Source organism: Methylocystis sp. MJC1 (assembly GCF_026427715.1).
Classification (GTDB): domain Bacteria; phylum Pseudomonadota; class Alphaproteobacteria; order Rhizobiales; family Beijerinckiaceae; genus Methylocystis.
Genome location: NZ_CP107558.1, coordinates 3,250,371 through 3,275,417, shown reverse-complemented (window position 1 = coordinate 3,275,417; position 25,047 = coordinate 3,250,371). Strand labels below are relative to the sequence as shown.

General features: G+C 60.7%; 20 protein-coding genes. 6 read left to right on the top strand and 14 right to left on the bottom strand.

Annotation, left to right across the window (positions count from 1 at the left end; translation table 11 throughout):
• The first annotated feature begins 271 nt into the window (after window positions 1-271).
• Complete coding sequence (locus OGR47_RS15715; protein WP_165056124.1) at window positions 272-1,762, top strand: exopolysaccharide biosynthesis polyprenyl glycosylphosphotransferase; 1,491 nt, start codon at window positions 272-274, stop codon at window positions 1,760-1,762.
• Here OGR47_RS15715 and OGR47_RS15710 read toward each other — a convergent pair.
• Window positions 1,756-2,604 carry a LuxR C-terminal-related transcriptional regulator gene (locus tag OGR47_RS15710; protein ID WP_246729894.1) on the bottom strand — a complete coding sequence of 283 codons (849 nt, stop codon included), beginning with the start codon at window positions 2,602-2,604 and terminating at the stop codon, window positions 1,756-1,758. The genes OGR47_RS15715 and OGR47_RS15710 overlap by 7 nt on opposite strands.
• Before the next feature lie 336 nt (window positions 2,605-2,940).
• Between OGR47_RS15710 and OGR47_RS15705 the strand changes: the two genes are divergently transcribed.
• The 3 genes from OGR47_RS15705 (at window position 2,941) to OGR47_RS15695 (ending at window position 7,318) form a co-directional block, all read left to right on the top strand.
• Complete coding sequence (locus OGR47_RS15705) at window positions 2,941-5,139, top strand: polysaccharide biosynthesis tyrosine autokinase (RefSeq protein WP_165056126.1); 2,199 nt, start codon at window positions 2,941-2,943, stop codon at window positions 5,137-5,139.
• A gap of 82 nt (window positions 5,140-5,221) precedes the next feature.
• Window positions 5,222-6,175, top strand: a complete 954-nt coding sequence (fcl, locus tag OGR47_RS15700; protein ID WP_165056128.1) for a GDP-L-fucose synthase — start codon at window positions 5,222-5,224, stop codon at window positions 6,173-6,175.
• A gap of 63 nt (window positions 6,176-6,238) precedes the next feature.
• Window positions 6,239-7,318: a hypothetical protein gene (locus OGR47_RS15695; RefSeq protein WP_165056130.1), complete on the top strand. Its 1,080-nt coding sequence runs from the start codon at window positions 6,239-6,241 to the stop codon at window positions 7,316-7,318.
• 66 nt (window positions 7,319-7,384) lie between these two features.
• Here OGR47_RS15695 and gmd read toward each other — a convergent pair whose 3' ends face one another.
• The 4 genes from gmd to pdhA all read right to left on the bottom strand — a co-directional run bounded on the left by gmd (window position 7,385) and on the right by pdhA (window position 11,772).
• Window positions 7,385-8,365, bottom strand: coding sequence for a GDP-mannose 4,6-dehydratase (gene gmd / locus OGR47_RS15690; protein WP_216697924.1), 981 nt, complete (start codon window positions 8,363-8,365; stop codon window positions 7,385-7,387).
• 245 nt (window positions 8,366-8,610) lie between these two features.
• On the bottom strand, window positions 8,611-9,711 hold the full coding sequence (locus OGR47_RS15685; protein ID WP_165054299.1) for a dihydrolipoamide acetyltransferase family protein: 1,101 nt from the start codon (window positions 9,709-9,711) through the stop codon (window positions 8,611-8,613).
• Window positions 9,708-10,688 (bottom strand): alpha-ketoacid dehydrogenase subunit beta, encoded by a 981-nt coding sequence (locus tag OGR47_RS15680; RefSeq protein WP_165054302.1) that lies wholly within the window; start codon window positions 10,686-10,688, stop codon window positions 9,708-9,710. Before OGR47_RS15680 ends, OGR47_RS15685 begins: the two co-directional genes overlap by 4 nt.
• On the bottom strand, window positions 10,681-11,772 hold the full coding sequence (gene pdhA, locus OGR47_RS15675; RefSeq protein ID WP_165054306.1) for a pyruvate dehydrogenase (acetyl-transferring) E1 component subunit alpha: 1,092 nt from the start codon (window positions 11,770-11,772) through the stop codon (window positions 10,681-10,683). Before pdhA ends, OGR47_RS15680 begins: the two co-directional genes overlap by 8 nt.
• A 189-nt stretch (window positions 11,773-11,961) precedes the next feature.
• Between pdhA and OGR47_RS15670 the strand changes: the two genes are divergently transcribed.
• Window positions 11,962-13,083: a Glu/Leu/Phe/Val family dehydrogenase gene (locus OGR47_RS15670; protein ID WP_165054309.1), complete on the top strand. Its 1,122-nt coding sequence runs from the start codon at window positions 11,962-11,964 to the stop codon at window positions 13,081-13,083.
• On the opposite strand, the gene OGR47_RS15665 is transcribed toward OGR47_RS15670, so the two are convergent.
• From OGR47_RS15665 to maiA, 9 genes are all read right to left on the bottom strand, one after another.
• Complete coding sequence (locus tag OGR47_RS15665; protein ID WP_165054312.1) at window positions 13,080-14,258, bottom strand: acetyl-CoA C-acyltransferase; 1,179 nt, start codon at window positions 14,256-14,258, stop codon at window positions 13,080-13,082. The two genes, OGR47_RS15670 and OGR47_RS15665, sit on opposite strands and share 4 nt — an antisense overlap.
• A 78-nt stretch (window positions 14,259-14,336) precedes the next feature.
• Window positions 14,337-15,398, bottom strand: coding sequence for a 3-hydroxyisobutyryl-CoA hydrolase (locus tag OGR47_RS15660; RefSeq protein WP_165054315.1), 1,062 nt, complete (start codon window positions 15,396-15,398; stop codon window positions 14,337-14,339).
• Window positions 15,395-16,510, bottom strand: a complete 1,116-nt coding sequence (locus OGR47_RS15655) for an acyl-CoA dehydrogenase family protein (RefSeq protein WP_246729779.1) — start codon at window positions 16,508-16,510, stop codon at window positions 15,395-15,397. Before OGR47_RS15655 ends, OGR47_RS15660 begins: the two co-directional genes overlap by 4 nt.
• A 74-nt stretch (window positions 16,511-16,584) precedes the next feature.
• Window positions 16,585-17,523, bottom strand: coding sequence for a hydroxymethylglutaryl-CoA lyase (locus OGR47_RS15650; RefSeq protein ID WP_165054318.1), 939 nt, complete (start codon window positions 17,521-17,523; stop codon window positions 16,585-16,587).
• A complete protein-coding gene (locus OGR47_RS15645) occupies window positions 17,520-19,514 on the bottom strand; it encodes an acetyl/propionyl/methylcrotonyl-CoA carboxylase subunit alpha (RefSeq protein ID WP_165054320.1) in 1,995 nt (664 codons plus the stop codon). Before OGR47_RS15645 ends, OGR47_RS15650 begins: the two co-directional genes overlap by 4 nt.
• Before the next feature lies 1 nt (window position 19,515).
• Window positions 19,516-20,307 carry an enoyl-CoA hydratase-related protein gene (locus tag OGR47_RS15640; protein WP_165054322.1) on the bottom strand — a complete coding sequence of 264 codons (792 nt, stop codon included), beginning with the start codon at window positions 20,305-20,307 and terminating at the stop codon, window positions 19,516-19,518.
• A gap of 6 nt (window positions 20,308-20,313) precedes the next feature.
• Window positions 20,314-21,918 (bottom strand): carboxyl transferase domain-containing protein, encoded by a 1,605-nt coding sequence (locus tag OGR47_RS15635; RefSeq protein WP_165054324.1) that lies wholly within the window; start codon window positions 21,916-21,918, stop codon window positions 20,314-20,316.
• A 13-nt stretch (window positions 21,919-21,931) separates the two neighbouring features.
• Window positions 21,932-23,101 (bottom strand): isovaleryl-CoA dehydrogenase, encoded by a 1,170-nt coding sequence (locus OGR47_RS15630; protein WP_165054326.1) that lies wholly within the window; start codon window positions 23,099-23,101, stop codon window positions 21,932-21,934.
• 83 nt (window positions 23,102-23,184) lie between these two features.
• Window positions 23,185-23,820: a maleylacetoacetate isomerase gene (gene maiA, locus OGR47_RS15625; protein WP_165054328.1), complete on the bottom strand. Its 636-nt coding sequence runs from the start codon at window positions 23,818-23,820 to the stop codon at window positions 23,185-23,187.
• Between the two features lie 112 nt (window positions 23,821-23,932).
• Here maiA and hppD point away from each other — a divergent pair, with 112 nt between their 5' ends.
• The gene (gene hppD / locus OGR47_RS15620; RefSeq protein WP_165054331.1) at window positions 23,933-25,045 is read left to right on the top strand and encodes a 4-hydroxyphenylpyruvate dioxygenase; all 1,113 of its coding nucleotides are present in this window, start codon (window positions 23,933-23,935) and stop codon (window positions 25,043-25,045) included.
• The last annotated feature ends 2 nt before the right edge of the window (window positions 25,046-25,047 follow it).

The following is a 25,047-nucleotide window of genomic DNA, read 5'->3' as shown; positions in this document are numbered from 1 at the left end:
GCGTTGCGATCGCTCTTGGCTTGTTGTGTAGAATTTCCTGGAGCCACGCTAAATGGCCCCTGAGTCTGACGATTGGCGATGAATAGCGGGGTTTCCTCGCAACCAAGCAGGTGAGCCAGAACTCAAGCGGATGCTGTATTGATCAAAGTAGTCGCGCGCACATGCTGGAAATCGCGCGATCATGGGGAGTAACTCCCCAAAGAAATTGAGATGAAGAAGCCCGCCGAACTAGCATTTCTCTGAGCGAAACCATCGTCGGAGAAATAGTTCAATGCTTTGGCAGCGTCTCTCTCCTCATGTCGTTCGTGGCGCTTCATCGTGGTCTGAAGGGGCCGCGGTAAAATTCAATCCGGGCAGGACAAGATGGCGTATTTCGTATCCATATGTGTTGGCTGGCGTGTTGCTGGCGGAGGCGATCGGCATTCTGAGCGGAGCCATTGCGGTTGCGTGGATCGGCCAAGCCTTTTTGTCGCTCACGGCGGCGCCTGAACAGACGATTGCGCTGAGCGAGGTTGGCATCGTCGTTTATGCATTGCTGTGCCAACCAAAAGGACTCTATCGCATGACCGCGCTGCTAGACGCGCGGCAACATCGCGATCAGATAATCGTTTCATGGTTGCTGGCCATAGCGGTTCAGCTCGCAATTATCTACCCTTTGCATCTGCCGGATGCGCCTCACGTTGGACTCTTGTTTGCCGCAGGCGCGGTCGGTCTTGTGGGGTTGCTCGCAATTAGACGCGCGTATTCGCGTGCGCTCCGAACCTTCATAGCAAAACGGCTGGTCGTAGGTCGTAGGGCTATCGTCATTGGCGATGTTGATGAGCTTCGGCGTTTGAGCGCATCTCACTTGAATCTCTCCTTTGGGTTCAGAGAAGTTGCTCGGATCGTTCTCGATGATAAGGCGGCGGCAGACGGCAAACTAACCGACGCTGGGCTCGCCAAGTTGGACGAAGCCATTAGGATTTCGCAAGACGCGAACGTGGACGAGTTTGTCATCGCGTTTCGTTGGCGCGATGTCGATCTGATCGCGGCAATCGATGAACGGCTGCGTAGCTCGGCGCTTCCGGTCCGACTGATTCCAGACCGTTCGGTGCGGAAATTGGTGAGCGGCGCGACATCTGTGAGCGAGCCAGCCGGCTTCTCGATCGAAATGCCACGCATCGCCATGAGCGCCACAGAACGCGCGATCAAGCGGGGGTGCGATATTGTGCTGGCCTCCCTGGCGCTGTGTTTGCTCTCCCCCGTCATTCTCGCGGGTGCGATCGCGGTTAAACTGGGGAGCCCGGGTCCAGTCATATTCCGGCAGATGCGGAGCGGGTTCAACGAAAGGAAATTCGTGATCTACAAATTCCGCACGATGAATGTGTTGGAAAATGGCGCATCAATCGTACAAGCCCGTAAGAACGATGTGCGGATCAATCGCGTCGGCCGCATTCTGCGAAAGACCAGCATCGACGAGCTTCCACAACTGTTCAATGTATTGAAAGGCGACATGTCGCTTGTTGGGCCGCGGCCGCATGCCCTTGCGCATGACGCCCAATATAAGGCGCTTATACAGAACTATGTGTATCGTCTGCATGTCCTCCCAGGCATGACAGGTCTGGCGCAGGTGAATGGCTTTCGCGGTGAGACGGCCAAGCTCAGCGATATGAAACAACGCGTGGATTTCGACGTTCTTTACGTAAAGAACTGGTCTCTGTGGCTGGACATATGGATCATGCTGCGCACGCCTCTCGCGCTTGTTTTCGGTCGAGCCTATTGAGGAGGCGTTTCAATGAGAGCGACGGAGGAGTCTCGCGCGGCGGAAGGATCAAGCTTTCCTTTGGCGCTCTCGCTTGTCAGAAGTTGACTTTGGCTCAGAGCCCAGACCGCGGCCTGGGTCCGATTCTGCAAACGGATTTTGCGCAGGATCGCTTTCACATGCACTTTGACTGTGGCCTCGGCGATCCCAATCTTGCGGGCGATGGATTTGTTCGAGTCGCCTTCGACGAGGCACCGTAGGATCCGTCGTTCCTGATCAGAGAATTGAGGCGTCGCGTCGTTCTTCATCACCGTGTTATGTGGCCCGCGATCCCCAGCGACGGCGAGCGAATCGATCCCGCGTTTCAGTTCATTCGCCAACGGTTCAGTCTGCAATTTAGGGGAGGCGGTTGGGATGCTGCGTTTGGAGTTGACGAGCAGGGCGGAGAGCAGCTGTTGAGGCAAGACGGTTTCTCCAAGCATGACAAGCTCTAGGGCCTTGATGAGCGCTTCGCCCCGCATCGAGCTACTAAGGAAGGCCGAGGCTCCCTCGTGGAATAGCGACGCCAAATCGCTATCCAAGCTTGGAGCGAGCACCGCGACAGGAGAGTCCGTGCAAAAGCTTTTGAAGAGCTTGATCTGGCTCAACGTGTCCAGGAGGTCCGGACCCAAGTCGATGACCAGCAAATCGGGTTTGTTTTCCCGGATGACGGTGATTGCGTCTGCGTCTATTGCCGGCGCCGACAAAACGACGTTGAATCTGCTCGTTTGGAGGATTTCGACTAGGCCGTCTCTAAACAAGCCGTTGCGTTCTACTATTGCTGTAACGACAGTCTTGTGGTCTGGATAGCTTCGCCTGTGCATGGGGCCTCCGGGAAGCGAGAACTCGAGCTGAATAAGTATAGCTCGACGAGTTATTTTGAGGTCATCCGGACTTCCTACCTCTAATTAAAATCAGACGCGTCTTCAATGTTTTTTTAGCAAATAATCGTCGTATTGTCCGTATTATACGGCTCCGTAGCAATACGTATGACGAAATGACTAATTCAAACGTGCGACATAGGATGTGAGCCTGCCTGGATATTAGGGATTATCCGTTTTGTCTATGTTGTCTTTACCAAGAAAGAACGTAGGCTTTCCTCAGGCATTGTTGTGGGACCGCTGGTAAAGCGAGTGACGTTCATTCTTCAGGCAGGGTCCATGCTAATGAAATTCTCAAGACAGAAGCCTTCCGGAATCAGCAAGACGCGGGCCGCGCGACCGGCCGATGGGCAGGAAGATGTCGGCGGCGCGGTTTCCAAATATGGCAAGCAACGAAATGGTGTTCACGCCAGCTTGCTTCACTCGAATGGTCGCGCTCCGGCGATGAGTGGCCATAAGCGCTACAAGAAGCGTCTTTGGTCGAGGCGCGCCGAAACGCCGCCGGAAGCTCCTTCGGTCGACATTTTTTCATTCGGAGTTTCTGCGCAACGACAGCAAAGGATTTCCGAGCCATTCGAGCGGGCGTCGACGATACACCAACCCCTGGATCAGATCTCGAGCCGACCTTCCCTTCCTCGGAAGGCGCCACTCAAAAAGCGAACTGCATTTATTGTCGCTGGTGCGCTTCTCGGAGGGATACTGGTCGGCGGCGGCGGACTTCTGTTCAATCCTGTGTATTCCGCAAAATCTCAGCTTCTGATCGAAGTGCAAAAGGACGTCGCTACCGGGGCCGAAGCGGCAAATGGGGCGCAGCCCGCAAATGCGCCCGCACAGCCGGCGGCAATCGAGACAAGCATGGCCAAACTGCTTTCACGCGACTTTTTACGTCGCGCGATGGCTGGAATATGGGACTCGCCTCCTAATCAAGCCAGCTCCGTTGCCGAAGCCGCCACCGGTCTTGATGCGTCGCCGCAGGCCGGTCAGCTCAATGTCGCCGAGCTGAAGCGTCGCCTCGAGATCTGGCTTGGCGCATTGACGAAAAAGCCTACGGGCGGGGCTTTGCAGCCAGAGGACATCGAGAAGCGGCTGAAGGTTTCTCAGGAGGGGCACTCCGATGTCATCACAATAAACTTCTCTTATCCAGATCCAATTAAAGCGGCTGCTTTCGTCAATCGAGTCGCCGATCTTTTTGTCACCGGATCTGTGGAGACCAAGAGAAATACGCTGGAGCTTGAGCTGACTCGAATATCGGCCCAGCTGGGCGTCTTAAAATCTCAAGCGGTACAGACAGACAGCCTGGCTCGCAATCTCTTACAGAATCAGGCGGAAGCAGTCCATGACGCGAGCGGACGCAATAAATTCACGGACCAGCGCATCCGCGAGGCATTGACTCAGGCGTCTGCGGCTCGGCAATCGCAGCCCGCACTCGAGCGGCAGGTAAGCATCATCCGTGAGCGGATCGAACATTGCAGTCCGGATGCGCGGGTTCTTACCTATGCCCCGATACCGGACAGACCGAGCTCGATAAATCCGTTCCTACTCATCATCCCCGCGATGATCGCCTTTGGTTTCGCGGGGAATTGGTTCGCAGCCTGGGTTTCTCAATTCGATCGGCGCATCAGAAGTGAAAAAGATGTCATGGCGTCACTGGGCGTTCCTTGCGCCGCCGTGGTGCCGCACGTTCCGCTCAGGAGAAAAGATTGGCCATACCGCACGCTGCTTATGGAGCGTTCGACGCCGTTCGCACAATCGCTTCAATTGTTGACCGATGTCTTGCAATCGGATGTCCGCGGCGCGCCGCCCAAAACAGTGATGGTGACATCGGGTAGCGCGGGTGAAGGCAAGACCACACTCTGCCTCAGTCTCGCTGCCCTCTCGGCGATCCATGGGCGTCGGGCGTTGATCGTCGACTTCGATATCTGGCCCGAGGCATTGCCGCTTAATGGCGAGGCGAGCTCGGCGGAGGACTCTCGGGGCGGCAATCCAAGCGAAGCCGGTCGAAGCTTAATCAACTCCATCCATCGGATTCCGAGCCTCGGTGTGGATTACCTTCCATTTGGCCGGATTTCGGCGGAGCTTTCGGAACCAAATGCGGGCGCACGCTTGCCTGCCGTTCTGGGGGCGCTGCGAGGAAAATACGATTGGGTGTTCTTCGATGCGCCCCCGCTGCTCGACGTCGCGGATACACGCTTGCTCGCCCGTTTCGCAGATGAAGTGCTGTTCCTTGTAAAATGGGAGCGGACACGCTTCGATGACGCCGAGAACGCGATCGAACTTCTAAGAAATATACGCTGCCAGGAGACGACCGTTGTGCTCACGCAGGTCGACTTGAAGAAGCACGCGCAAAGCAGCTACGGGCGCCTCGCTGGCTATCTCATAAGGCACGAGAAATATGCTTCCGCCAAGAGGAAGGAAAAACGGACGCTTGATTTTGGCGCAGCGCCGACGAAGACCGCTCAGGCGGCAGAGGCAAAATAGGCGAGAGCAGCGCGACATAGAGTCGGTGGCGATCATGAGTTCGCCGAGGTGCTTCGTGGGTTAGTGTTGGAGGATCGCGCACATGGGCAGACAACGTATATGGGTGGCTGGCCATAAAGGGATGGTTGGCTCGGCGGTTACCAGGTGCTTGGAAGCGCGTGGCGACGAAGTGATGAAAGTCGATCGTTCCGTCGTCGATTTGCGGGACCAGCGGTCGGTTGAGTTGTGGTTGAAACAAAATCGCGCGGACGCCATTATCTTCGCTGCCGCGAAGGTCGGCGGGATATATGCGAATGATACGTTCCCAGCCGATTTCATTTACGACAATCTCGCGATTGAGACGAACATCATTCATTCAGCTCATGCCGCGAATGTCGATCGACTCGTATTCTTGGGGTCCTCGTGCATATATCCGAAGTTCGCGCCGCAGCCGATCAAAGAGGAGGCGCTGCTTTCCGGCCCGCTCGAGCCGACCAATGAATGGTACGCGGTCGCCAAGATCGCCGGCATCAAGCTCTGCCAGGCCTATCGTCGTCAATATGGTCGACGTTATATCTCAGTGATGCCCTGCAATTTATATGGTCCAAACGATAGTTTCGACCTGACGACCAGCCACGTGTTGCCGGCGCTCATGCGGAAATTCCACGAAGCGAAATGCGATTGCCGCCGCGAAGTTGTTGTCTGGGGTACAGGTTCGCCGATGCGCGAATTTCTGCACGTGGATGATCTGGCGAGGGGCGTCGTCTTTTGCATGGATCATTACGATGATTATGAGCATATCAACTGCGGCGCCGGAAGCGAGATCGCAATTCGCGATCTTGCCGAAACGATCGCCTGCGCCGTCGGTTTCACCGGGAGTATCGTTTTCGATTCGTCCAAGCCGGACGGCACGCCGCGCAAGCTCATGGATTCCAGCCGCATCGCCAAACTCGGCTGGAGGCCGGAGGTGGCGCTCAAAGAGGGGATCGCGAGCACCTACCAATGGTATCTGGAACAGCTTAGCCAAAGAGATGCGTGCGGGGCCGTTGCAGCGTAGGAGGCAGGCGCGTGCGCGTCGAAGGCAGGGGCTGGGTTGCGGGTTGCGCGGGGGCTTTGGCGGATGAGCGTGAAGACGATTCTATTCGACATATCCAACCATGGCTTTGGGCATTTATCGCAAACGGCTCCGGTTATCGAAAGACTGCAGCAATGTTTCCCGAACGTGCGGATGTTTGTGCGCACCAAACACCCAAGGAGCATCGTCAAGGAGTTTATCTCTTCAGATATCCAGCTTGGCGACGCGCCTGCGGAAGCAACCATGGACGCGCCGGATGCGATGTCGGTCGACTTGGAAGCCAGCGCAGCCGCCTATGCGCAGTTGTATGCCAGGTGGGATGAAGTTCTGAATGCTGAGCAGCAATTCATGCAGGCTTTGCGGCCCTCGGCGGTGGTGTCGAATATTAATCCCCTCAGCCTCGCAGCGGCGCGGCGCGCCGGCGTGCCGAACATTGCCCTTTGTTGCATGAATTGGATGGACATCTACAAAAGCTACTTTGGGTGCCGCCCGGAAGCCCGTCACATCGAGCAAACGATGCATCGGGCCTATTCGGAGGTCGAGGCATTCTTACAGCCGCGGCCGCATATGAACATGTCGGATCTTCCCCGACGACGCTCCATTGGGCCAATTGCGCGCAAAGGCGTTCGACGTATAGAAGAGCTGCGAAAGCGTCTCAAGCTTGGCGAAGGCGAGAAGCTTGCGTTGTTAACGCTTGGAGGTCTGCCGAATCCAGAGTCGCTCGATCTTCCGCGAGTGTCCGGTTTACGCTGGTTGATGCGCCGGGCGATCGCTCCGCTTCGGGACGACGTGTCAACATCCGAAGCTGCGGGGCTTTCGATGCTCGACCTGCTGTTTTCGGTCGATGCGGTCATTTGCAAGGATAGCTATTGCACGGTGGTCGAGGCAGCTTGCGCCTCTGTCGGCATCGTTATGGCGCCGAGAGAGAATTGGCCGGAGACCGACTGCCTTGTGGAATGGGCGGCGGAGCATTGCAATTTTGCTTTGGCGCCAAATGGCCTCAAGGACGCGCAGGGGCTCGGCGTGGCGTTGGAAGACGTTCTTCAAGGCCGACCGAAGGCGGCGATCGAAGCCACTGGCGTTGACGAGGCGGTGTCGGCAATCGCGACCGCCGCCAGTCTTTAGGCAGGCTGTCGCTGGCGGGGTCGCGGGAAGCTGGCGAGCGCCATTGCGCTCGGCGCTGACGTTCTCTCAAGCCTCGCGCCGCAGGCGCTCAAGATCGGCGTCGACCATTTCGCGGATCATTTGGTCCAGATTGATCTGCGGCTCCCAACCCAGCGCCCGGCGGGCCTTGCTGGCGTCGCCTAGCAGCACGTCGACCTCGGCCGGTCGATAAAACGCCGGGTCGATGACCAGATGCTTGCCCATGTCGAGCCCGGCATGGTCGAAGGCGATCTTGCACATGTCGCGCACAGTGGTGGTGACGCCGGTCGCCACGACGTAGTCGTCGGGCTTGTCCTGCTGCAGCATCAGCCACATCGCCCGCACGTAATCCTTGGCGTGGCCCCAGTCGCGCTTGGCGTCGATGTTGCCGAGCCGCAGCTCGCTCGCCTGGCCGAGCTTGATCTGGGCGACGCCGCGCGTGACCTTGCGGGTGACGAATTCGACGCCGCGCAGCGGGCTCTCGTGGTTGAACAGAATGCCGGACGAGGCGTGCAGCCCGAAGCTCTCGCGGTAATTGACCGTGATCCAATGACCGTAGAGCTTAGCGACGGCGTAAGGCGAGCGCGGATAGAAAGGCGTCTTCTCGCTCTGCATGGGCTCCTGGATGAGCCCGTACATCTCCGAGGAGGAAGCCTGGTAGAAGCGTGCGCCCGGCGCGCCGAGGCGCATGGCTTCGAGCACATTGGTCACGCCGACGGCGGTGACATTGGCGGTGAGCAGGGGCTGGCGCCAGGAGGAGGCGACATAGGATTGCGCGGCGAGATTATAGATCTCGTCGGGCTTGACCTCCTCGACCGTGCGCAGAAGGCTGGAGAGATCGATGAGATCGGCGTCGTGGAGATGAACCTTGCTGCTGATCCCGAGCCAGCGCAAGCGGTGGTCCTCGACGCCGCGATGCGAGGAGCGACGAACGACGCCATGAACCTCGTAACCTTTTTCGAGCAGGAACTGCGAGAGATAGGCTCCGTCCTGTCCCGTGACGCCCGTCACAAGCGCGCGCTTGGTCATTAGCTCACTCATTTGGATTGCTGTGGCTGTGGTTGATCCGCGCATTCACGCGGATCAGGATTCGGGAAGGATAGGATTGCTCGGCTTCCACTGGTGAATAATGTGGTCCCCGTTCCGTCGCTCATCTAGCTATTACATGCGGCTCGCTGCGCATAGTAGCTGGCCAAGGGCGTGCTTATCGGTTTCGATTGGCTTAAGTCGATCGATGAACAGACAGGCATCTGAACGCGATCGGCTCATCGAGCCTAAGTCGCGAGCGTAAGATCCGATATTGCGGCCGAAAGAAACCGTCCGGCTTCGCCGCCGGAGACGACTCGATGGTCGAATGTCAGGCTCAGGGGAAGAACACGCGATACGGCGGGGACGCCATCTTTAGCCTTCACCTCGGCTCTGATACGCCCCGCCCCGAGTATCGCCACCGTCGGCGGCAAAACGACCGGCGCTGCATAGCGTCCGGCGATGGTTCCGAAATTAGACAGGGTGATCGTGGCGCCGCGCAACTCTTCGGGTGGAACGCGCCTTTCATGGATGTCTGCGCGCATCCGGTCGAGTCCTTGGCGCAGATTGCTTGGGTCTCGGGCGCCGGCGTCGCGCAAGACTGGGACAAAGAGTCCGTCGGGCGTATCGACGGCAATTCCAACATCGATTTTTCTGAGTATCCGGCGGGAGAGCGTCGCGCTTTCGAACCAGCAATTGAGTCCCGGCTCGGCTTCGCAACCTTTCACAAGCGCGCGGATCAGGCGGATGGTGACATCCGCGCCAGGCTCCCAGGCGTCGACGACGGCGTCGTCCATGACGGTTGCCGGGGCGACCTCCGCCTGGGCGAAGGCCATATTCTGCGCCATGGCGCGCCGCGGCCCTCGCAAAGGTTCGGCGGGTTCGGTCTCGCTCAGTATTTTAGCGACGCGGCGCACATCGTCGGGAGTGATGACCCCATCCGCTCCCGACGGCGTGACCATCGAAAGGTCGACGTCGAGTTTTCTCGCAAGAGCGCGGGCGGCTGGAATGACACGCACAGAGCTGCCGGACCGTCCGAAGGACACAGGCGCTTCACGCAATATGTTTGCGCCGCTCTCGACAGCGCCGACGACTGTGCCGGCGTCATCGGCCGCTTGCCCCTCGAATTCGACGAGAGGCGCGCCGACGCGGATAATGTCGCCGGCATTGGCGAAAATTCTTTCGATTCGACCCGCGCAGGGGGAGGGGATCTCGACGACCGCCTTAGCCGTTTCGACCGCCAGGAGCAGCTGGTCGACGGAGACTTCTTCTCCCGGCTTCACGCGCCATTCGACGAGCTCGGCCTCCTGCAAGCCTTCGCCCAGATCGGGCAGTCGGAATGTCCTCATGACCCCTCCATGACGCTGCGCACGGCGTCGACGATGCGATCGACGCTCGGGATATATTGGCGTTCCAGGCGCGAAAGCGGCACGACGACGTCGTAGGCGGCGACGCGCTTCACTGGCGCTAGCAGCGAAAATAGCGCGCGCTCGGCAATTTCAGCCGCAATCTCGGCACCGAATCCGGCCGTGCGGGGCGCTTCGTGGATGATCACGCAGCGACCGGTTTTCTCGACAGAGCGAAGGATGGTTTCCATGTCGAGAGGCTTGATGGTCGCGACATCGATAACCTCCGCGTCGACGCCTTGCTGTTCGAGAGCGTCCGCCGCGGCGAGCGTCTCTTGCATCATGGCGCCCCAGGCGACGAGCGTAACGTCCTTTCCCTCGCGCGACAGAAAGCAGGCGTCGAGCGGCAGGCTTTCCCCTTCGTCCGCAACCTCCTGCTTGAACAAGCGATAGAGCCGCGTCGGTTCGAGAAAGACGACGGGGTCGGGATCGCGCATGGCCGCAAGCAGCAAGCCATAGGCGCGCGCCGGAGACGACGGGACGACGACGCGCAAGCCGGGCATGTGCGCGAAAAGCGCCTCCGGACTTTCGGAATGATGTTCGGGGGCGTGAATGCCGGCGCCATAGGGCGAACGCAGCACCATCGGACAGGTCAGCCGCCCCCGTGTGCGATTGCGCAGGCGCGAAGCGTGATTGATCATCTGGTCGATGGTTGGATAAATGAAGCCGGTGAACTGGATCTCCGCAACTGGCTTGAGCCCCATGGCGGCCATGCCGACCGCGACGCCCGCGATGGCCCCCTCGGCAAGCGGCGTATCGATCACTCGCTCGCGTCCAAAGCGCGCTTGCAGGCCATTGGTGGCGCGAAACACGCCGCCGTTGACGCCGATGTCCTCGCCGAGCAGCAGCACGCTCTCGTCATTGGCCATCTCGTAAGCGAGCGCGTGGTTGACCGCCTCGACAAGGCTCAGCTCAGCCATGCCCGCCTCCGCCCTTTGGCTCGAATCGGCGCGCCGTGTCGCGCTGGGAGACGTAACTCGCGGGAAGCGTCGCGTAGAGATGGTCGAACATGGCGTCGCAGCCGGCGGAGTGTGTGGCGAGATAGGCGTTGACCGCCTGCCCAACCTCTTCCAGGCTTTCGCGTTGCAGCGCGTCTTCCTTTTCCTGGTTCCAGGCGCCCTTCCGTAGAAGATAGGCGCGTAGCCGAGCGATCGGCTCGCGCGCCCATTCGCGCCGCACGAGTTCTGGGTCGCGGTAGCGCGTGGCGTCGTCGGCCGTGGTGTGGTCGCCGAGGCGATAAGTGAGGGCCTCGATCAAAGTCGGCCCTTGGCCGGCGCGCGCCTTTTCGACCGCCTGACGGACAGTGTCGTAGACGGCTACGACATCATTGCCGTCGATCTGCCAACCCTCGATGCCCACAGCGACGCCTTTTTGTGCGAGCGTCGGCGCCGCGCATTCGAGCGCGCATGGCGTCGAGATCGCCCAGCCATTATTGTTGATGATGATCACGGTTGGCGTCCTCCAGACGCCGGCCATGTTCAAAGCCTCGTAAAATCCGCCGTTGGCGGTCCCGCCGTCGCCGATGAAGGTGACAACCACGCGATCCGCGCGCTGCAGCCTGAAGGCATAAGACGCGCCCACCGCATGCGCAATTTGCGTTGCGACGGGCACGCAGTTTGGGAAGTCCAGGCGAGGGCCGGCGAAGTCGCTGCCCCGCTCGTCGCCGCCCCAATAGAGCAGGCATTCGGCCATGGTCATCCCGCGCAGGAATTGCGCGCCGTGGTCTCGGTAAGACGGCGCGAGGACGTCGTGCGCCTGCATTGCGGCGGCGGCGCCGACGCCAACGGCTTCCTGGCCGAGAGCGGAAGCAAAGGTGCCGAGCTGGCCTGTGCGCTGCAAGGCGACTGCCTTGCCGTCGAAGATCCGGGTGCGCGTCATCGCCCGATAGAGCGTCACGAGCAATTCGTCGCTGAGCGACGAGGGGATCGGGCGGCATAGGGCGCCTTCTGGCGATAGGAAGCGCACAGCACCGGTCTCTGGGTCAACGCTTGTATGTATGCCCATGCGAGACTCGTCGCGTTCAAGTGACAGCGCAAACCAGGTCAGCGCTTCGATGCAGGCTGAAGTAGCGCATTGAAGCGCGAAGTCACGTTGAGGCAGTCGAATTTTCAAGCGCCGCCTTCCTGCGCTGCACAATAGCGGCGCGCCATGGGGCCTCTTGACCAAGGGCCTCTGGCTTCCAAGCTAGTCGTTATGTCGAAGAACATGGCAGCGGAACTTTTCACATTCGGCGACGAGCTGGGGCCCGCGAAAATCGTTCATTTGAATACGCCATCGGTTGGGCTGCAGGCGATCGTCGTCATCGACAATGTCGCCGCCGGCCCTGCGATCGGCGGGACGCGCATGGCTCCCGACGTGTCCGTCTTCGAATGTTTCCGTCTGGCCCGCGCGATGACGCTGAAGAACGCGGCCTGTTCCTTGCGACATGGCGGCGCCAAGTCGGTCATTTTCGGCGACCCCGCCATGCCGCCAGGTGAGAAGGAGCGATTGATCCGCGCCTTTGCTTGCGCCATAGCGCCGCTCGTCGAATATATCCCCGGACCCGACATGGGCACGGATGAATCCGCGATGGGCTGGATTCACGACGAGATCGGACGCGCGGTCGGCCTTCCGGCCGAAATAGGCGGCATTCCGCTCAACGAAATCGGCGCGACGGGTTTCGGGGTGGCCATTGCGGCTGAAGTCGCCGCGCCTTTCGCCGGCCTTTCCTTGGAGGGCGCGCGCGTCGTCGTGCAGGGCTTTGGCGCCGTCGGCGAGCACGCCTCGCGATTCCTTGCAAAGAAAGGCGCGCGACTCGTTGGCGTCGCGGATATCGCCGGGGCGATCTCGAACCCGGATGGGCTCGACATTGAAGCGCTGGCGGAACTCAAGCGCGCGGGTAAAAGCGTCGCTGCTTACCGCAATGCAACAGCCATCCCTGGCGACTCGCTGGTCGCCGTTCCGTGCGATATCTGGATTCCAGCGGCGCGCCCCGATGCGCTACGCGTCGACAATGTTGATCGTCTCGACTGCAAGCTTGTCGTGCAGGGCGCCAATGTCCCAGCGACAAAGGACGCCGAAGCGCGAATGTTTGAACGCGGCATTATCAGTGTCCCGGATTTTATCGCCAACGCCGGCGGTGTGATCTCCGGCGCCGTCGAATATGGCGGCGGCTCCGAGGCGATCGCTCTGGCCGCCATCGAAGAGAAGGTGGGCCGCAACACGTGGCTGACGCTCGAGCGCGCCCGCACGGCGAATATTCCGTCCGCGGAGGCTGCGAGAAAGCTCGCGATGGACCGCCTCCACAAGATGATGCTGCTCAAGCGCTGGCGCTAGAAACAGCGCTCTATCGCGACGGCCGTCGCTTCCCCGCCGCCGATGCAGAGCGCCGCAACGCCTTTCCGAAGACCATAATGTTCAAGCGCCGAGAGCAGGGTCACGACGATCCGCGCGCCCGAGGCGCCGATGGGATGGCCAAGCGCGCAGGCGCCGCCATGAATATTCACCTTTTCGTCGGGGAGGGCGAGATCGCGCATCGCGGCCATCGTGACGACGGCGAAGGCTTCGTTGATCTCGTAGAGATCGACGTCTTCGGCGCGCCACGCGACCTTATCCAGTAATTTTCGGATCGCTGCGATGGGCGCGGTTGGGAATTTACCGGGAGGTCCGGCGTGGGTGACGTGGCCGACGAGCCTGGCGTGGGGCGTCAGCCCTCTGCGCTCGGCCTCCTTCAGGCGCGTCAACGCCAGAGCTGCGGCACCGTCCGAAATTGCGCTCGAATTTGCAGCAGTCAATGTGCCGTCCGGGCGGAACGCCGGCCGAAGCTTCTCGATCGCCTCGGCATTGGCTTTCTGCGGCAGCTCATCCCTGACAATCGGCGCCTCGTTTTTGCGGGGAGCGACAGGCGTGATTTCCTCGTCGAAAAGACCTTCCCGCGCGGCGTTCTGCGCGCGCGAGAGCGATCGGAGCGCAAATTCATCCTGCATCTTGCGGGTGAACTGGTAGTCCGTCGCGCAATCTTCGGCGAAGGAGCCCATCAGCCGTCCTTTTTCATAGGCGTCTTCCAGGCCGTCGAAAAACATATGATCGATCGCGCGCCCATGTCCCATGCGAAAGCCCGACCGGGCGCGATCCAGCAGGTAGGGCGCATTGCTCATGCTCTCCATGCCGCCTGCAACCGCGAGATCGGTACTTTCCGCCAAGAGCTGGTCGTGGACGGAGATAAGGGCCTGCATGCCCGAGCCGCACATTTTGTTGACGGTGACACATCCCGTTTCGACGCCAAGTCCTGCGCCGAGAGCGGCTTGCCGCGCCGGCGCCTGGCCCAAGCCGGCGCTCAACACGCACCCCATCACGCATGAGTCGATTTGGTCTTTCGGCGTGACTGCGCGAGTCACAGCCGCGTCGATGGCGCGCGCACCGAGTTGGGGCGCGGCGACATGCGCCAGTTCTCCCAGAAAGGCGCCGATGGGCGTCCGGGCGGCGCCGACAATGACGACTTGGTCTTTCATGCTCGATCTGCCGTCTTCTCAGCTTGCCACGTCAATTGGTGAAGTGGGGCAGGGGCGCTGATCGGGAAGCGCCAGGGCCTATTGCGGCGGAGCGCCGAAATCAGGTTCCGGGTCGCCGCGTCCTTCGAGGATCTTCTTGATTGCGTTCTCATCGACTTCCTCGAGTGACGGCGGGCGCCATCTGGGTGTCTTGTCCTTATCGATGAGCGCGGCTCGGATTCCCTCGTAAAGGTCGTGACCGTCCAGCAAGCTGCATGCAGCGCGATATTCGCTGATGAGGCAGGTCTCCAACCTCTCGGCGGTCCTCGCGCGCTTCAAAAGGGCGTATGTGACCTTCAAACTGCTTGGCGAGTTACGGCAGATTTCCTTTGCCGCCTTGCTGCCGAAGGCCGATCCACTCGCACGCAAATTTTCGAGGATATGCTCGACGCTATCCGCAGCGGTCACGCGATCCAGCTCCTCCTTGCGCTGCTGCAATTCGCCCTTCTCGGGCTCGATCGCAAAGGCGGCAAGAGTGGCGTCGATTTGATCGCCGCTGGACGCGAACGCCAATTTTTCGACGAGCTCCGGGATGCGTGAGGATTGGACCATCTGGTCACAGAGTCCGACATGCATGGCGTCAGCTGCGCCGACAGCAACGCCTGAGAGGGCCATATAGACGCCAGCGCCGGCCCCCCGTGCCAGCAGCCAAGTGCCGCCGACGTCCGGAATAAAGCCTATCCGCGTCTCGGGCATGGCGAGCTGGGTGTGCTCTGTGGCGACTCGCCGGTTCCCATGCGCCGAAACGCCGACGCCGCCTCCCATGACAATGCCGTCCATCAGCACGACATAAGGCTTCGAGAACGACGCGATCCGCGCATTGAGCGCATATTCCTCACGCCAGAAGGTTTTGTAATGCTCCTTCCCGTTGTTGCGGCATTCGTAAAGCGCGCGAATATCCCCGCCCGCGCAGAGGCCGCGCTCGCCTTCGCCTGTGACGAGCACCGCAACTGTATCGGGATCGGCGACGAAATCGTCGAGCGCCTGCTTGAAGCGCCGGACCATATCCAGCGTCAGACTGTTCAACGCCTTCGGCCGATTGAGTCGAATGCGCCCGATCCTCCGCTCGCGAGAGACGAGAAGCGCCTCTTCCTGGCTCATTTTGTTTCGCTTTCGAGAAGCGCGCGCGCGACGATCAGGCGCATGATTTCGTTCGTGCCTTCGAGTATGCGATGGACCCGTAAATCGCGCACGATCTTCTCCAGCCCATAGTCGCAAAGATAGCCGTAGCCGCCGAGTAATTGCAGCGCATTGTCGGCGACATCGAAGCCGATGTCGGTGGCTATGCGCTTCGCCATAGCGCAAAGCTTGCTTGCGTCCTCGGCCCCGGCGTCGAGCGCCGAGGCGGCGCGCCACAAGAGCGCGCGCGCCGCTTCGAGCTCGGTGGCCATATCCGCCAGACGAAATTGCAGCGCCTGGAACTCGTCGAGCCGTCGGCCGAAGGCCTTGCGCTCCTTCATATATGCGAGCGCCCGGTTGAGAGCGGCGTCGGCGCCGCCGAGTGAGCAAGCGCCGATGTTCAACCTGCCGCCGTCGAGCGCCGCCATCGCCATCGCAAATCCGCGCCCCTCGGAACCCAGCATGCTGCTTGCCGGCGTTTCGCAGTCGTCAAAAACGACGGCCCGCGTGGGCTGCGCATTCCAGCCCATTTTCCGCTCATTGCCGCCGAGCGTTATGCCCGGCCTTCCGCCTTCGATAAGAAAGGCGGAAATTCCCGATGGGCCTTCGACGCCGGTGCGCGCCATCACGAGATAGAGATGCTCATCGCCGCCCGCGCCTGCGCCCGAGATGAATTGTTTCTCGCCGGTCAGGACATAGGCGTCGCCGCGTTTTTTGGCGCGGGTGCGCAATGCGGCGGCGTCAGACCCGCAGCCGGGCTCCGTCAGGCAATAGCTTGTGAAGAACTGCATCTTTGCGAGGCGGGGCATCCAGATCTCACGCTGCGCGGGCGTGCCGAAAGCGTCGATCATCCAGGCGCACATATTGTGGATCGAGAGATAAGCGGCGACCGCGGGACAGCCTGTCGCAAGCGCTTCGAAAATCAGCGCCGTATCCAATCGAGAGAGGCCTGCGCCGCCAGATTCTTCGCGAACATAGATCGCCGCCATGCCGAGGTCGGCGGCGGCGCGCATGGTCTCTACCGGAAAAAACTTATCCCTATCCCAATCGCTGGCGAAAGGCGCAAGCCTTTCTCGCGCGAAGGCCATCGCCATCTCGCGTATCGCGAGCTGTTCAGCAGTCAATCCGGCGGTCGAACACGTGCCCACTGTCTGTTCCTCGCCCGCGCCTACTCGGAATTTGTCGCGCAACGCTGGCTAGGCAAGCTCTCCCCCGCGAGCCGGGCGCGCGCGACTTTGCTCTCGGGCGGTCGGTCGAGACTCGCGCAGATGAAGCGCGTGGCGTCGAGGAGCTTGCCGAGATCCACGCCGGTTTCGACGTCGCAGCCATTAAGCATGTAGACAACGTCTTCCGTTGCAACATTCCCAGCGGCGCCAGGCGCAAAGGGACAACCTCCAAGACCTGCGACGGAGCTGTCGACGACCGAGACGCCATGTTCCAGGCAGGCGAAGATATTAGCCAAGGCCTGGCCATAGGTGTCATGGAAATGAACGGCAATGCGCTCGACGGAGATCACTTGCGCCACGCGTTGGATCAGCTCGCGTGCGGCAACCGGCGTTCCGACGCCGATCGTGTCCGCCAGCGAAATTTCATAGCAGCCGAGAGCAAGCAAGCGCTGCGCGGTCTCGACGACGCGGGTATGATCGACCTTGCCCTCATAGGGACATCCGAGCGCGCAGGAAACATAGCCGCGCATCGCCAGTCCCGCGTCTTTCGCCGCCGCCGCAACGCGCGCAAATCTGTTGAAGCTCTCGTCTACGCCACAGCCGAGGTTTTTGCGAGAAAAGCTCTCTGAGGCCGCGGCGAATAAAGCGATATCGCCAACGCCGGCCGCCGTTGCAGCAGCGAAACCTTGCATGTTCGGGACAAGCGCCGACAGATTCACTCCCTTTGGAACGCGGATCGACGCCAGGACTTCCGCCGTGCCGGCCATCTGTGGGACGGCCTTTTCCGAGACAAAGCTTCCCACTTCGATGCGATTGAGCCCAGCGCGCGCGAGAAGCTCGATGAGCTGCGTGCGCACGGCGACGGGCGTGACGGCCATCTCATTTTGGAGGCCGTCACGCGGCCCGACCTCGACGATCTGAACGCGCGCCGGAAGAGTCACGACGCCTCCGCGAGGCGCACGAGATCCGCGCCCTCGCGAACCGTCTCGCCCTCCTTGCAGAAAATATCTTCGACCTCTCCGTGGCGCGGCGCGGTGACAGTGATTTCCATCTTCATAGCCTCCAGCATGAGGAGCTGTTCTCCCTTCGAGACGCGATCCCCCGCCTTGACGAGAATGCGCGTTACCCGGGCCGGGAGCGGGGCGAGGAGAGTCTCCTCTCTCGCTTGATCTGGCGTTCCCGGCGTAAACAGGTCCAAGCGTTCGAAAGAATAATTCCGTCCCGCCAGTATGACGACATAGCGCTTTCCCTCTGGAACGATTGTCGCATCACGTTTCATGCCGTTGACGAAAAGAGTCCATCTGTCGCCGTTTCGGCTCGTTTGCACATGTAACGTCTCTGGAGAAGCTTCAAGCAGAAACGCGCTGGTCCCTAGCGGGCGAAGCCGCCCCGCAAACAACTTGCCGGCCCCGAGAAATTCGATTGGATGCGAAGCTTGATCGTTAAGTCGCCATGCATCGGCCTGGCTCCATGGAGACCAAGGATCGCCAGACGCTCCGGCGTCTCGCGTTACGCTTTTGGTTACGTCATCGAACCAGGCCGCCGCCGCTGCGGAAAAGAGAAATTTCTCATCCTCCGGCTCCGCAGCCGGGGTCGCGTTCTGGAAGGCGGCGATAAAGCTCGTGTCATAGTCTCCAAGCGCGAATTGCGGCGCCCTGACGAGCGCGCGCAAGAAATCGAGATTTGTCGAGACGCCTACGAGCTCGCAGCGGTCGAGCGCATTTTGCAGCCCTGCGACGGCGCCCGCCCGGTCTTCGCCCCAGGCGACGAGCTTTGCGAGGAGCGAGTCATAATAGGACGAAATTGTATCGCCTTCTCGAACGCCGGAATCGACTCGCACATGCGCATTCTGCTCCGGGAAGCGAAGATGAGAGATGACGCCTGTTGCGGGTATGAAGCCTTCTGCCGGGTTCTCTGCGCAAATGCGCACCTCGATGGCGCAGCCTCTGGTCTCGATGTCGTCTTGAACGAGAGGCAGGGGCTCGCCTGCGGCGATGCGGAGCTGCCATTCTACGAGGTCGAGGCCGGAAATCATCTCTGTAACCGGATGTTCGACCTGAAGCCGCGCATTCATCTCGAGGAAATAATAAGCGCCGTCCTGGACGAGAAATTCAACGGTGCCTGCGCCGAGATAGCCCGAATCGCGGGCTGCCTTCATCGCGGCTGCGCGCATAGAGTGGCTCAGCTCGGTAGGGAGATCCGCAGGCGTTTCTTCGACGACCTTTTGGCGCCTGCGCTGTAAGGAGCAATCTCGCTCGGGAAAGGTCACGATGCGGCCATGTGAGTCGGCAAAGAGCTGGACCTCCACATGCCTGGGGTGACTCAAATATTTTTCGACCATCAAGCGGCCGTCGCCAAACGCGGCTATTGCCTCGCGCCTTGCGCTTTCCAATGCATGATCGAGCTCGCCGGGTGTCGAAACGACGCGCATGCCTCGTCCGCCACCTCCGGCCGACGCTTTGACGAGAACAGGGAATCCGAGCGCCGCAGCGGCTTCAGCCAGCAATGTGGCCTCCTGCGCTTCGCCATGGTAACCGGGCAGGATCGGCACGCCACTGCGCGCCATCAATTCCTTGGCTTGCGCCTTGGAGCCCATCAAACGCATGGCTCCAGCGGGCGGCCCGATGAACGCAATTCCTGCCTTCTCGCAGCGTTCCGCGAAATCCGCATTCTCGGAAAGAAAGCCATAGCCAGGGTGAATGGCGCCCGCGCCGCTCCGGTGCGCCGCTTCGAGAATTCGATCTATCGATAAATAGCTTTCTTGCGCCGGCGACGGGCCAATTCGAAATGCTTCGTCGGCCATCGCTACATGCAGGGAATTTGCATCCGCATCCGAATAGACTGCTACAGTGGCGACGCCCATCGCGCGCGCCGTCCGCATAATGCGGCAGGCAATTTCGCCGCGGTTTGCGATAAGCGCCTTTCGAAACATGTCAGGCTTTCCGGCTTAAGCGCCAATTTGGCGTGCGCTTTTCCAAGAAGCTGCTCAAGCCTTCTGTTCCTTCTGACGACGCCCAACGCGCCACAATCAGTCGCGCTGCTTCTCGTCTGATTGACAGATCGATGGGCCGTTGCTCACAGAGCGCGACAAGGCCCTTGGTCTGTGTCTGAGCGCCTGGCGCGCCGAGAAGCAACGCGTCGATCACACGATCGCGGGCCGCATCGATGTTGTTTTTATGGGCGATCTGGTGAATGAGCCCGATTTGCAGGGCTCTGTCGGCCGGAATGGGCTCGCCGGTCAGGAACAAGGCGCGCGCCGTCCGAGGGCCAACGGCTCTTACGACATAAGGCGCGATAACCGCCGGCGCGAGGCCAAGCCGGACTTCGCTCATGGAGAATTTCGAGCCGCTCTCCGAGATGGCGACGTCGCAGCAGGCGACAAGACCAACGCCGCCGCCGAAAGCCGCGCCCTCTACCACCGCAAGCGTCGGTTTCGAGAGTGTGTCGAGCGTGTGGAACATTTCCGAGAGCGCTCGCGCGTCGTCTTCTTGCGCCTGTGGCGAGGCGGTTGCGAGGCCGCGCATCCATTCGATGTCGCCGCCGGCGCAAAAATTGCCGCCGGCGCCGGAAAGCGTCACGACGCGTACGCGCTCGCTAGAGTCGAGGCGGCGCAATATCTTCGTCAGCTCCAGCATCGAGGCGCGATTGAACGCATTGCGCCGCCGCGGACGATTGAGCGTCAGATCGGCGACGCCGCGTTCATCGATCGATTCGAGAATGTCCATGCGACCTCACATGCGGAAAAGGCCAAAATGCGTATCCTCGATCTGCGCATTGGCGCTCGCCGAAAGCGCCAGCGCCAAAACACGGCGGGTATCTGCCGGGTTGATTACGCCGTCATCCCATAATCGGGCGCTCGAATAGAGCGGGTCGCTTTGCCGTTCGTAATTCGCCAGGATCGGCGCAGCGAATTCTTGCTCTTGTTCGACAGTCCATTCTTCGCCGCGCGATTGCATGGCTTGGCGGCGCAGGCGCGAGAGCACCGAAGCAGCCTGAGCGCCACCCATCACGCCGATATGCGCGTTTGGCCACATCCAGAGGAAGTTCGGTGAGAAAGCCCGGCCGCACATCGCGTAATTGCCTGCGCCAAAGCTGGCGCCGATGACGATGGTGAATTTTGGCACTGCGGCCGTCGACACTGCCGTGACCATCTTCGCCCCTTCCTTGGCGACGCCTTCCGCCTCAACTTTGCTGCCCACCATGAATCCGGTGGTGTTCTGCAAAAAGACGAGCGGGGTTTTGCGCTGCGCGCAAAGTTCGATGAAATGCGTCGCCTTGAGCGCGCTTTCCGGAAAGAGAATGCCATTGTTTGCGATGACGCCAACGGGATAGCCCCAGATATGCGCAAAGCCCGTCACCAGGGTGGGACCATAAAGGGCCTTGAACTCGTCTAATTCCGATCCATCGACAATGCGCGCGATAATCTCCCTGACATCGAATTGCTTGCGCAGATCGGCCGGAATGGCGCCATATAGTTCCGCCGGATCGTAGCGTGGCTCGATGGGGGGCTTTTCGAAGCGCGCTGCGTGCTGGCGCGGGAGCGTTGCGACCGCGTCGCGGGCGAGCGCGATGGCGTGCGCGTCGTTCTCGGCAAGGTAATCGGCCACGCCCGAGCGCCGGCAATGCACCTCGGCTCCGCCAAGCTCTTCCGCGCTGACGACTTCTCCGGTGGCGGCTTCGACGAGGGGCGGGCCAGCGAGAAAAATCGTCCCTTCGTTTCTCACGATGATCGTCTCGTCGCACAGCGCGGGAACATAAGCGCCGCCGGCCGTGCACGAGCCCATCACCACGGCGATCTGCGCGACGCCCTGCGCCGACATCCGCGCCTGGTTGTAAAAGATACGCCCGAAATGCTCGCGGTCGGGAAAGACTTCGTCCTGTGTCGGGAGATTGGCGCCCCCCGAGTCGACCAGATAGAGGCAAGGCAACCTGTTCTGCGCCGCGATCTCCTGCGCGCGGAGGTGCTTTTTCACGGTCATCGGAAAATAGACGCCGCCCTTCACCGTGGCGTCATTGGCGACGATCATGCATTCGCGGCCCTCGACCCTTCCGATTCCCGCAACCACGCCGGCGCAGGCGAGCTTGCCGTCGTACATGTCATGCGCCGCAAATTGCCCAATTTCGAGGAAAGGCGAGAGCGGGTCGATCAAGGCGTCGATGCGCTCCCGGACAAGCATTTTGCCGCGGCTGCGTTGCCGCTCGCGCGCTTCGTCTCCGCCGCCTTCTCGAATTTTTAGAAATATACTGCGCAAGCGCTCGACCTGCGCCGTCATGACGTCGCGATTGCTCGCGAAATCCACTGACCGCGTATCAACCGACGTCTCCAGCGTCGCCATGAAATCATTCCTCTCAGGCCGTCTCCTGATAGAGTTCGCGGCCGATCAGCATTCGGCGGATTTCACTGGTGCCTGCGCCGATCTCATAGAGCTTCGCGTCGCGAAGAAGTCGTCCTGCCGGATAGTCGTTCGTATATCCGTTGCCGCCGAGGCATTGAATCGCCTCCAGCGCCATCCATGTGGCTCTCTCCGCCGCAAATAATATTGCAGCGGCTGCGTCCTTTCGCGTCACGCTTCCCAGATCGCAGGCTTTGGCGACAGCGTAGACATAGGCTCTCGCCGCGCTAAGGGCCGTATACATGTCGGCGAGCTTACCTTGCATAAGCTCGAATTCGCCGATCGGCCGGCCGAACTGCTTGCGATCATGGATATAGGGAAGGACAACATCCATGCAGGCGCGCATGATGCCGATTGGCCCGCCGGCAAGCACCGCGCGCTCATAGTCGAGCCCGCTCATCAATACGGCGATCCCTCGCTCGGGAAGCCCCAGCACATTTTCGACCGGAACCAAGCAATTTTCAAACGCCAGCTCGCATGTGTTCGAGCCGCGCATGCCGAGCTTGTCGATTTTGGCCAAGGCTTGAAATCCCGCGAAGGCCTTCTCAACGATGAAGGCGGTTATGCCCCGCGCGCCAGCCGAGGCGTCGGTTTTCGCGTAAACCACCAGAACGTCTGCGTCCGGCCCGTTCGTCACCCACATCTTGGCGCCGTTGAGAACATAGGCGTCGCCGTGTCTTTCGGCGCGCAGGCGCATGTTCGTGACATCGGAGCCGGCGCCCGGTTCGGACATCGCCAGCGCGCCGATATGCTCGCCGGTGACAAGCTTGGGCAAGTAGCGCCTTTTCTGCTGGGGGGAGCCGTTACGGTGAATTTGGTTGACGCAGAGATTGGAATGCGCGCCATAGGAGAGGCCGACTGACGCTGAGGCGCAGCTGATCTCCTCCATGAGAACCACATGCTCGAGATAGCCGAGACCCGCGCCGCCATATTCCGGCGCGACTGTGACCCCGAGAAAGCCGAGCGCGCCGAGCTTTCTCCATAATGCGGCAGGGAAGGCGTTATCGATGTCGATCTTTGCGGCAAGCGGGGCGATCTCGCGGGCCGCAAATGTCTCGACCTGTCTTCTCAAAAGGTCCACGGTCTCGCCGAGATCGAAATCCAGGACCCTGTCAAAATGGCGCATCGCGCCACGCTCCTTTATCGCAAGCGTCGGCATCACGGCTATATTTGCCAGCGCCGAGAGGTTTCAAGGCGCCGACCGCGCCTTTACTCGGCGTCAGGCTGCGCGGAAGGGTGTGCAGCGCGAAAGGCGGGATGCGCTTCGCAGGCCGCTCCTGCAGCGCGCACTTTCGGGAAGGCTTGGAGCGGGATCGCGAAGCGCGCCGCGTAGAAGAGTTGCGGCGCAAGGCAGACGTCGGCGATCGTCGGTTGCGTGCCAAAACAGAAGGGGGCGGGCTGGATCAATTGCTCGACCGCTGCGAGGCCCTCCTGCACCCAGCGGCTCCGCCATTCGGCAATTGCTTGCTCGCTCTGTTGGAGCTCGTCTCTAAGATAGGAGAGCACGCGCAAATTGCCCAGCGGATGAATGTCACAAGCGATGGCGAGCGCAACGCCCCGTGCTTTCGCGGCAAGGATCGGGTCGCTTGGCGCCAGCCGGGGTAACGGCTGTAGCGCTTCGAGATATTCGATGATCGCGAGCGACTGGGTCAGCGTCACGCCATTGTCGAGTTCTAGCGCCGGGACGAGAGCTTGAGGATTTCTTTCTCGATACTCTGCTTTTTTATGCATGCCGCCGTCTTTCAGGAGATGCACGAAGCGGCGCTCGACTGAAATCCCTTTGATTGCAAGAGCGATACGGACCCGAAAGGCGGCCGACGAGCGAAAATAATCGTAAAGGAGCATTCCCGCTCTCCCGTGAAAAACATCTCGATAGGCTCGAGATAGGGCTTCAACCCTGCTGGCGCCGCTATATTTCGTCTTTATTCGTCTCGCCTCTCGAGAGAGGAAGAAGACAATGGCCCCGCTCGCACGAAACGAAGAGAGTGAACCGCTCCCTGGAGATAATCCCATGGGGACGGATGGCTTCGAATTCGTCGAATACGCCCATCCCGATCCTGCGGCGCTCGCCGCGCTGTTCCAGACGATGGGCTTTTCGGCGCTCGCCCGCCACCGATCCAAGGACGTCACGCTCTTTCGGCAGGGCGACATCAACTACGTCTTGAACGCCGAGCCCGATAGTTTCGGCGCAGCCTTTGCGAGAAGCCATGGGCCGTCTGTCTGCGCGATCGGTTTCCGGGTGCGGGACGCCTCCCATGCGTTGCGCCGTGCCGCCTCTTTGGGCGCAAAGGTGATCCCAACGCATCCCGGGCCGATGGAGCTTCACATTCCCGCAATCGAGGGCGTTGGCGGCGCGCTGATTTATCTGGTCGACCGCTATGGCGCGAGTGGGTCGATTTGGGACGTCGATTTCCGCTGGACCGGCGCCGCCGAGCCCAGGCCCGAGGGAGTCGGTCTGCTGGTTATCGACCATCTCACCCACAATGTCCGGCGCGGACGCATGGATGAGCTTGCCGACTGGTATGTGCGCATCTTCAACTTTCGGCAGATAAGATATTTCGACATAGAGGGCCGCTTCACCGGGCTTCATTCGCGGGCCATGACGAGCCCTTGCGGAAAGATTCGCATCCCGATCAACGAGAGCGCCGACGAGACCAGCCAGATCGAAGAATTCTTGCACGCCTACAAGGGCGAGGGCGTGCAGCATGTCGCCTGTTTGTGCCGAGACATTTACACGACCGTCGAGAAGCTGCGCGAGCGTGGGTTGGAATTCATGCCAGCGCCGCCTGACGCTTATTATGAAGCGATTGAAAAGCGCCTTCCTAGGCATGGCGAACCGATCGAGCGCCTGAGGCGCATGGGCATTCTGATCGACGGCGTCGCCGAGAGTGAAGGTGGCGCGCCGCGTCTGCTTCTTCAGATTTTCTCGAAGACGGTCATCGGGCCGATCTTTTTCGAGTTCATCGAGCGAAAGGGCGACGAAGGATTCGGAGAAGGCAACTTCCGCGCGCTCTTCGAGTCGATCGAAGAGGACCAATTGCGCCGCGGCGCGCTGAAGCCGGCGGAGTGACG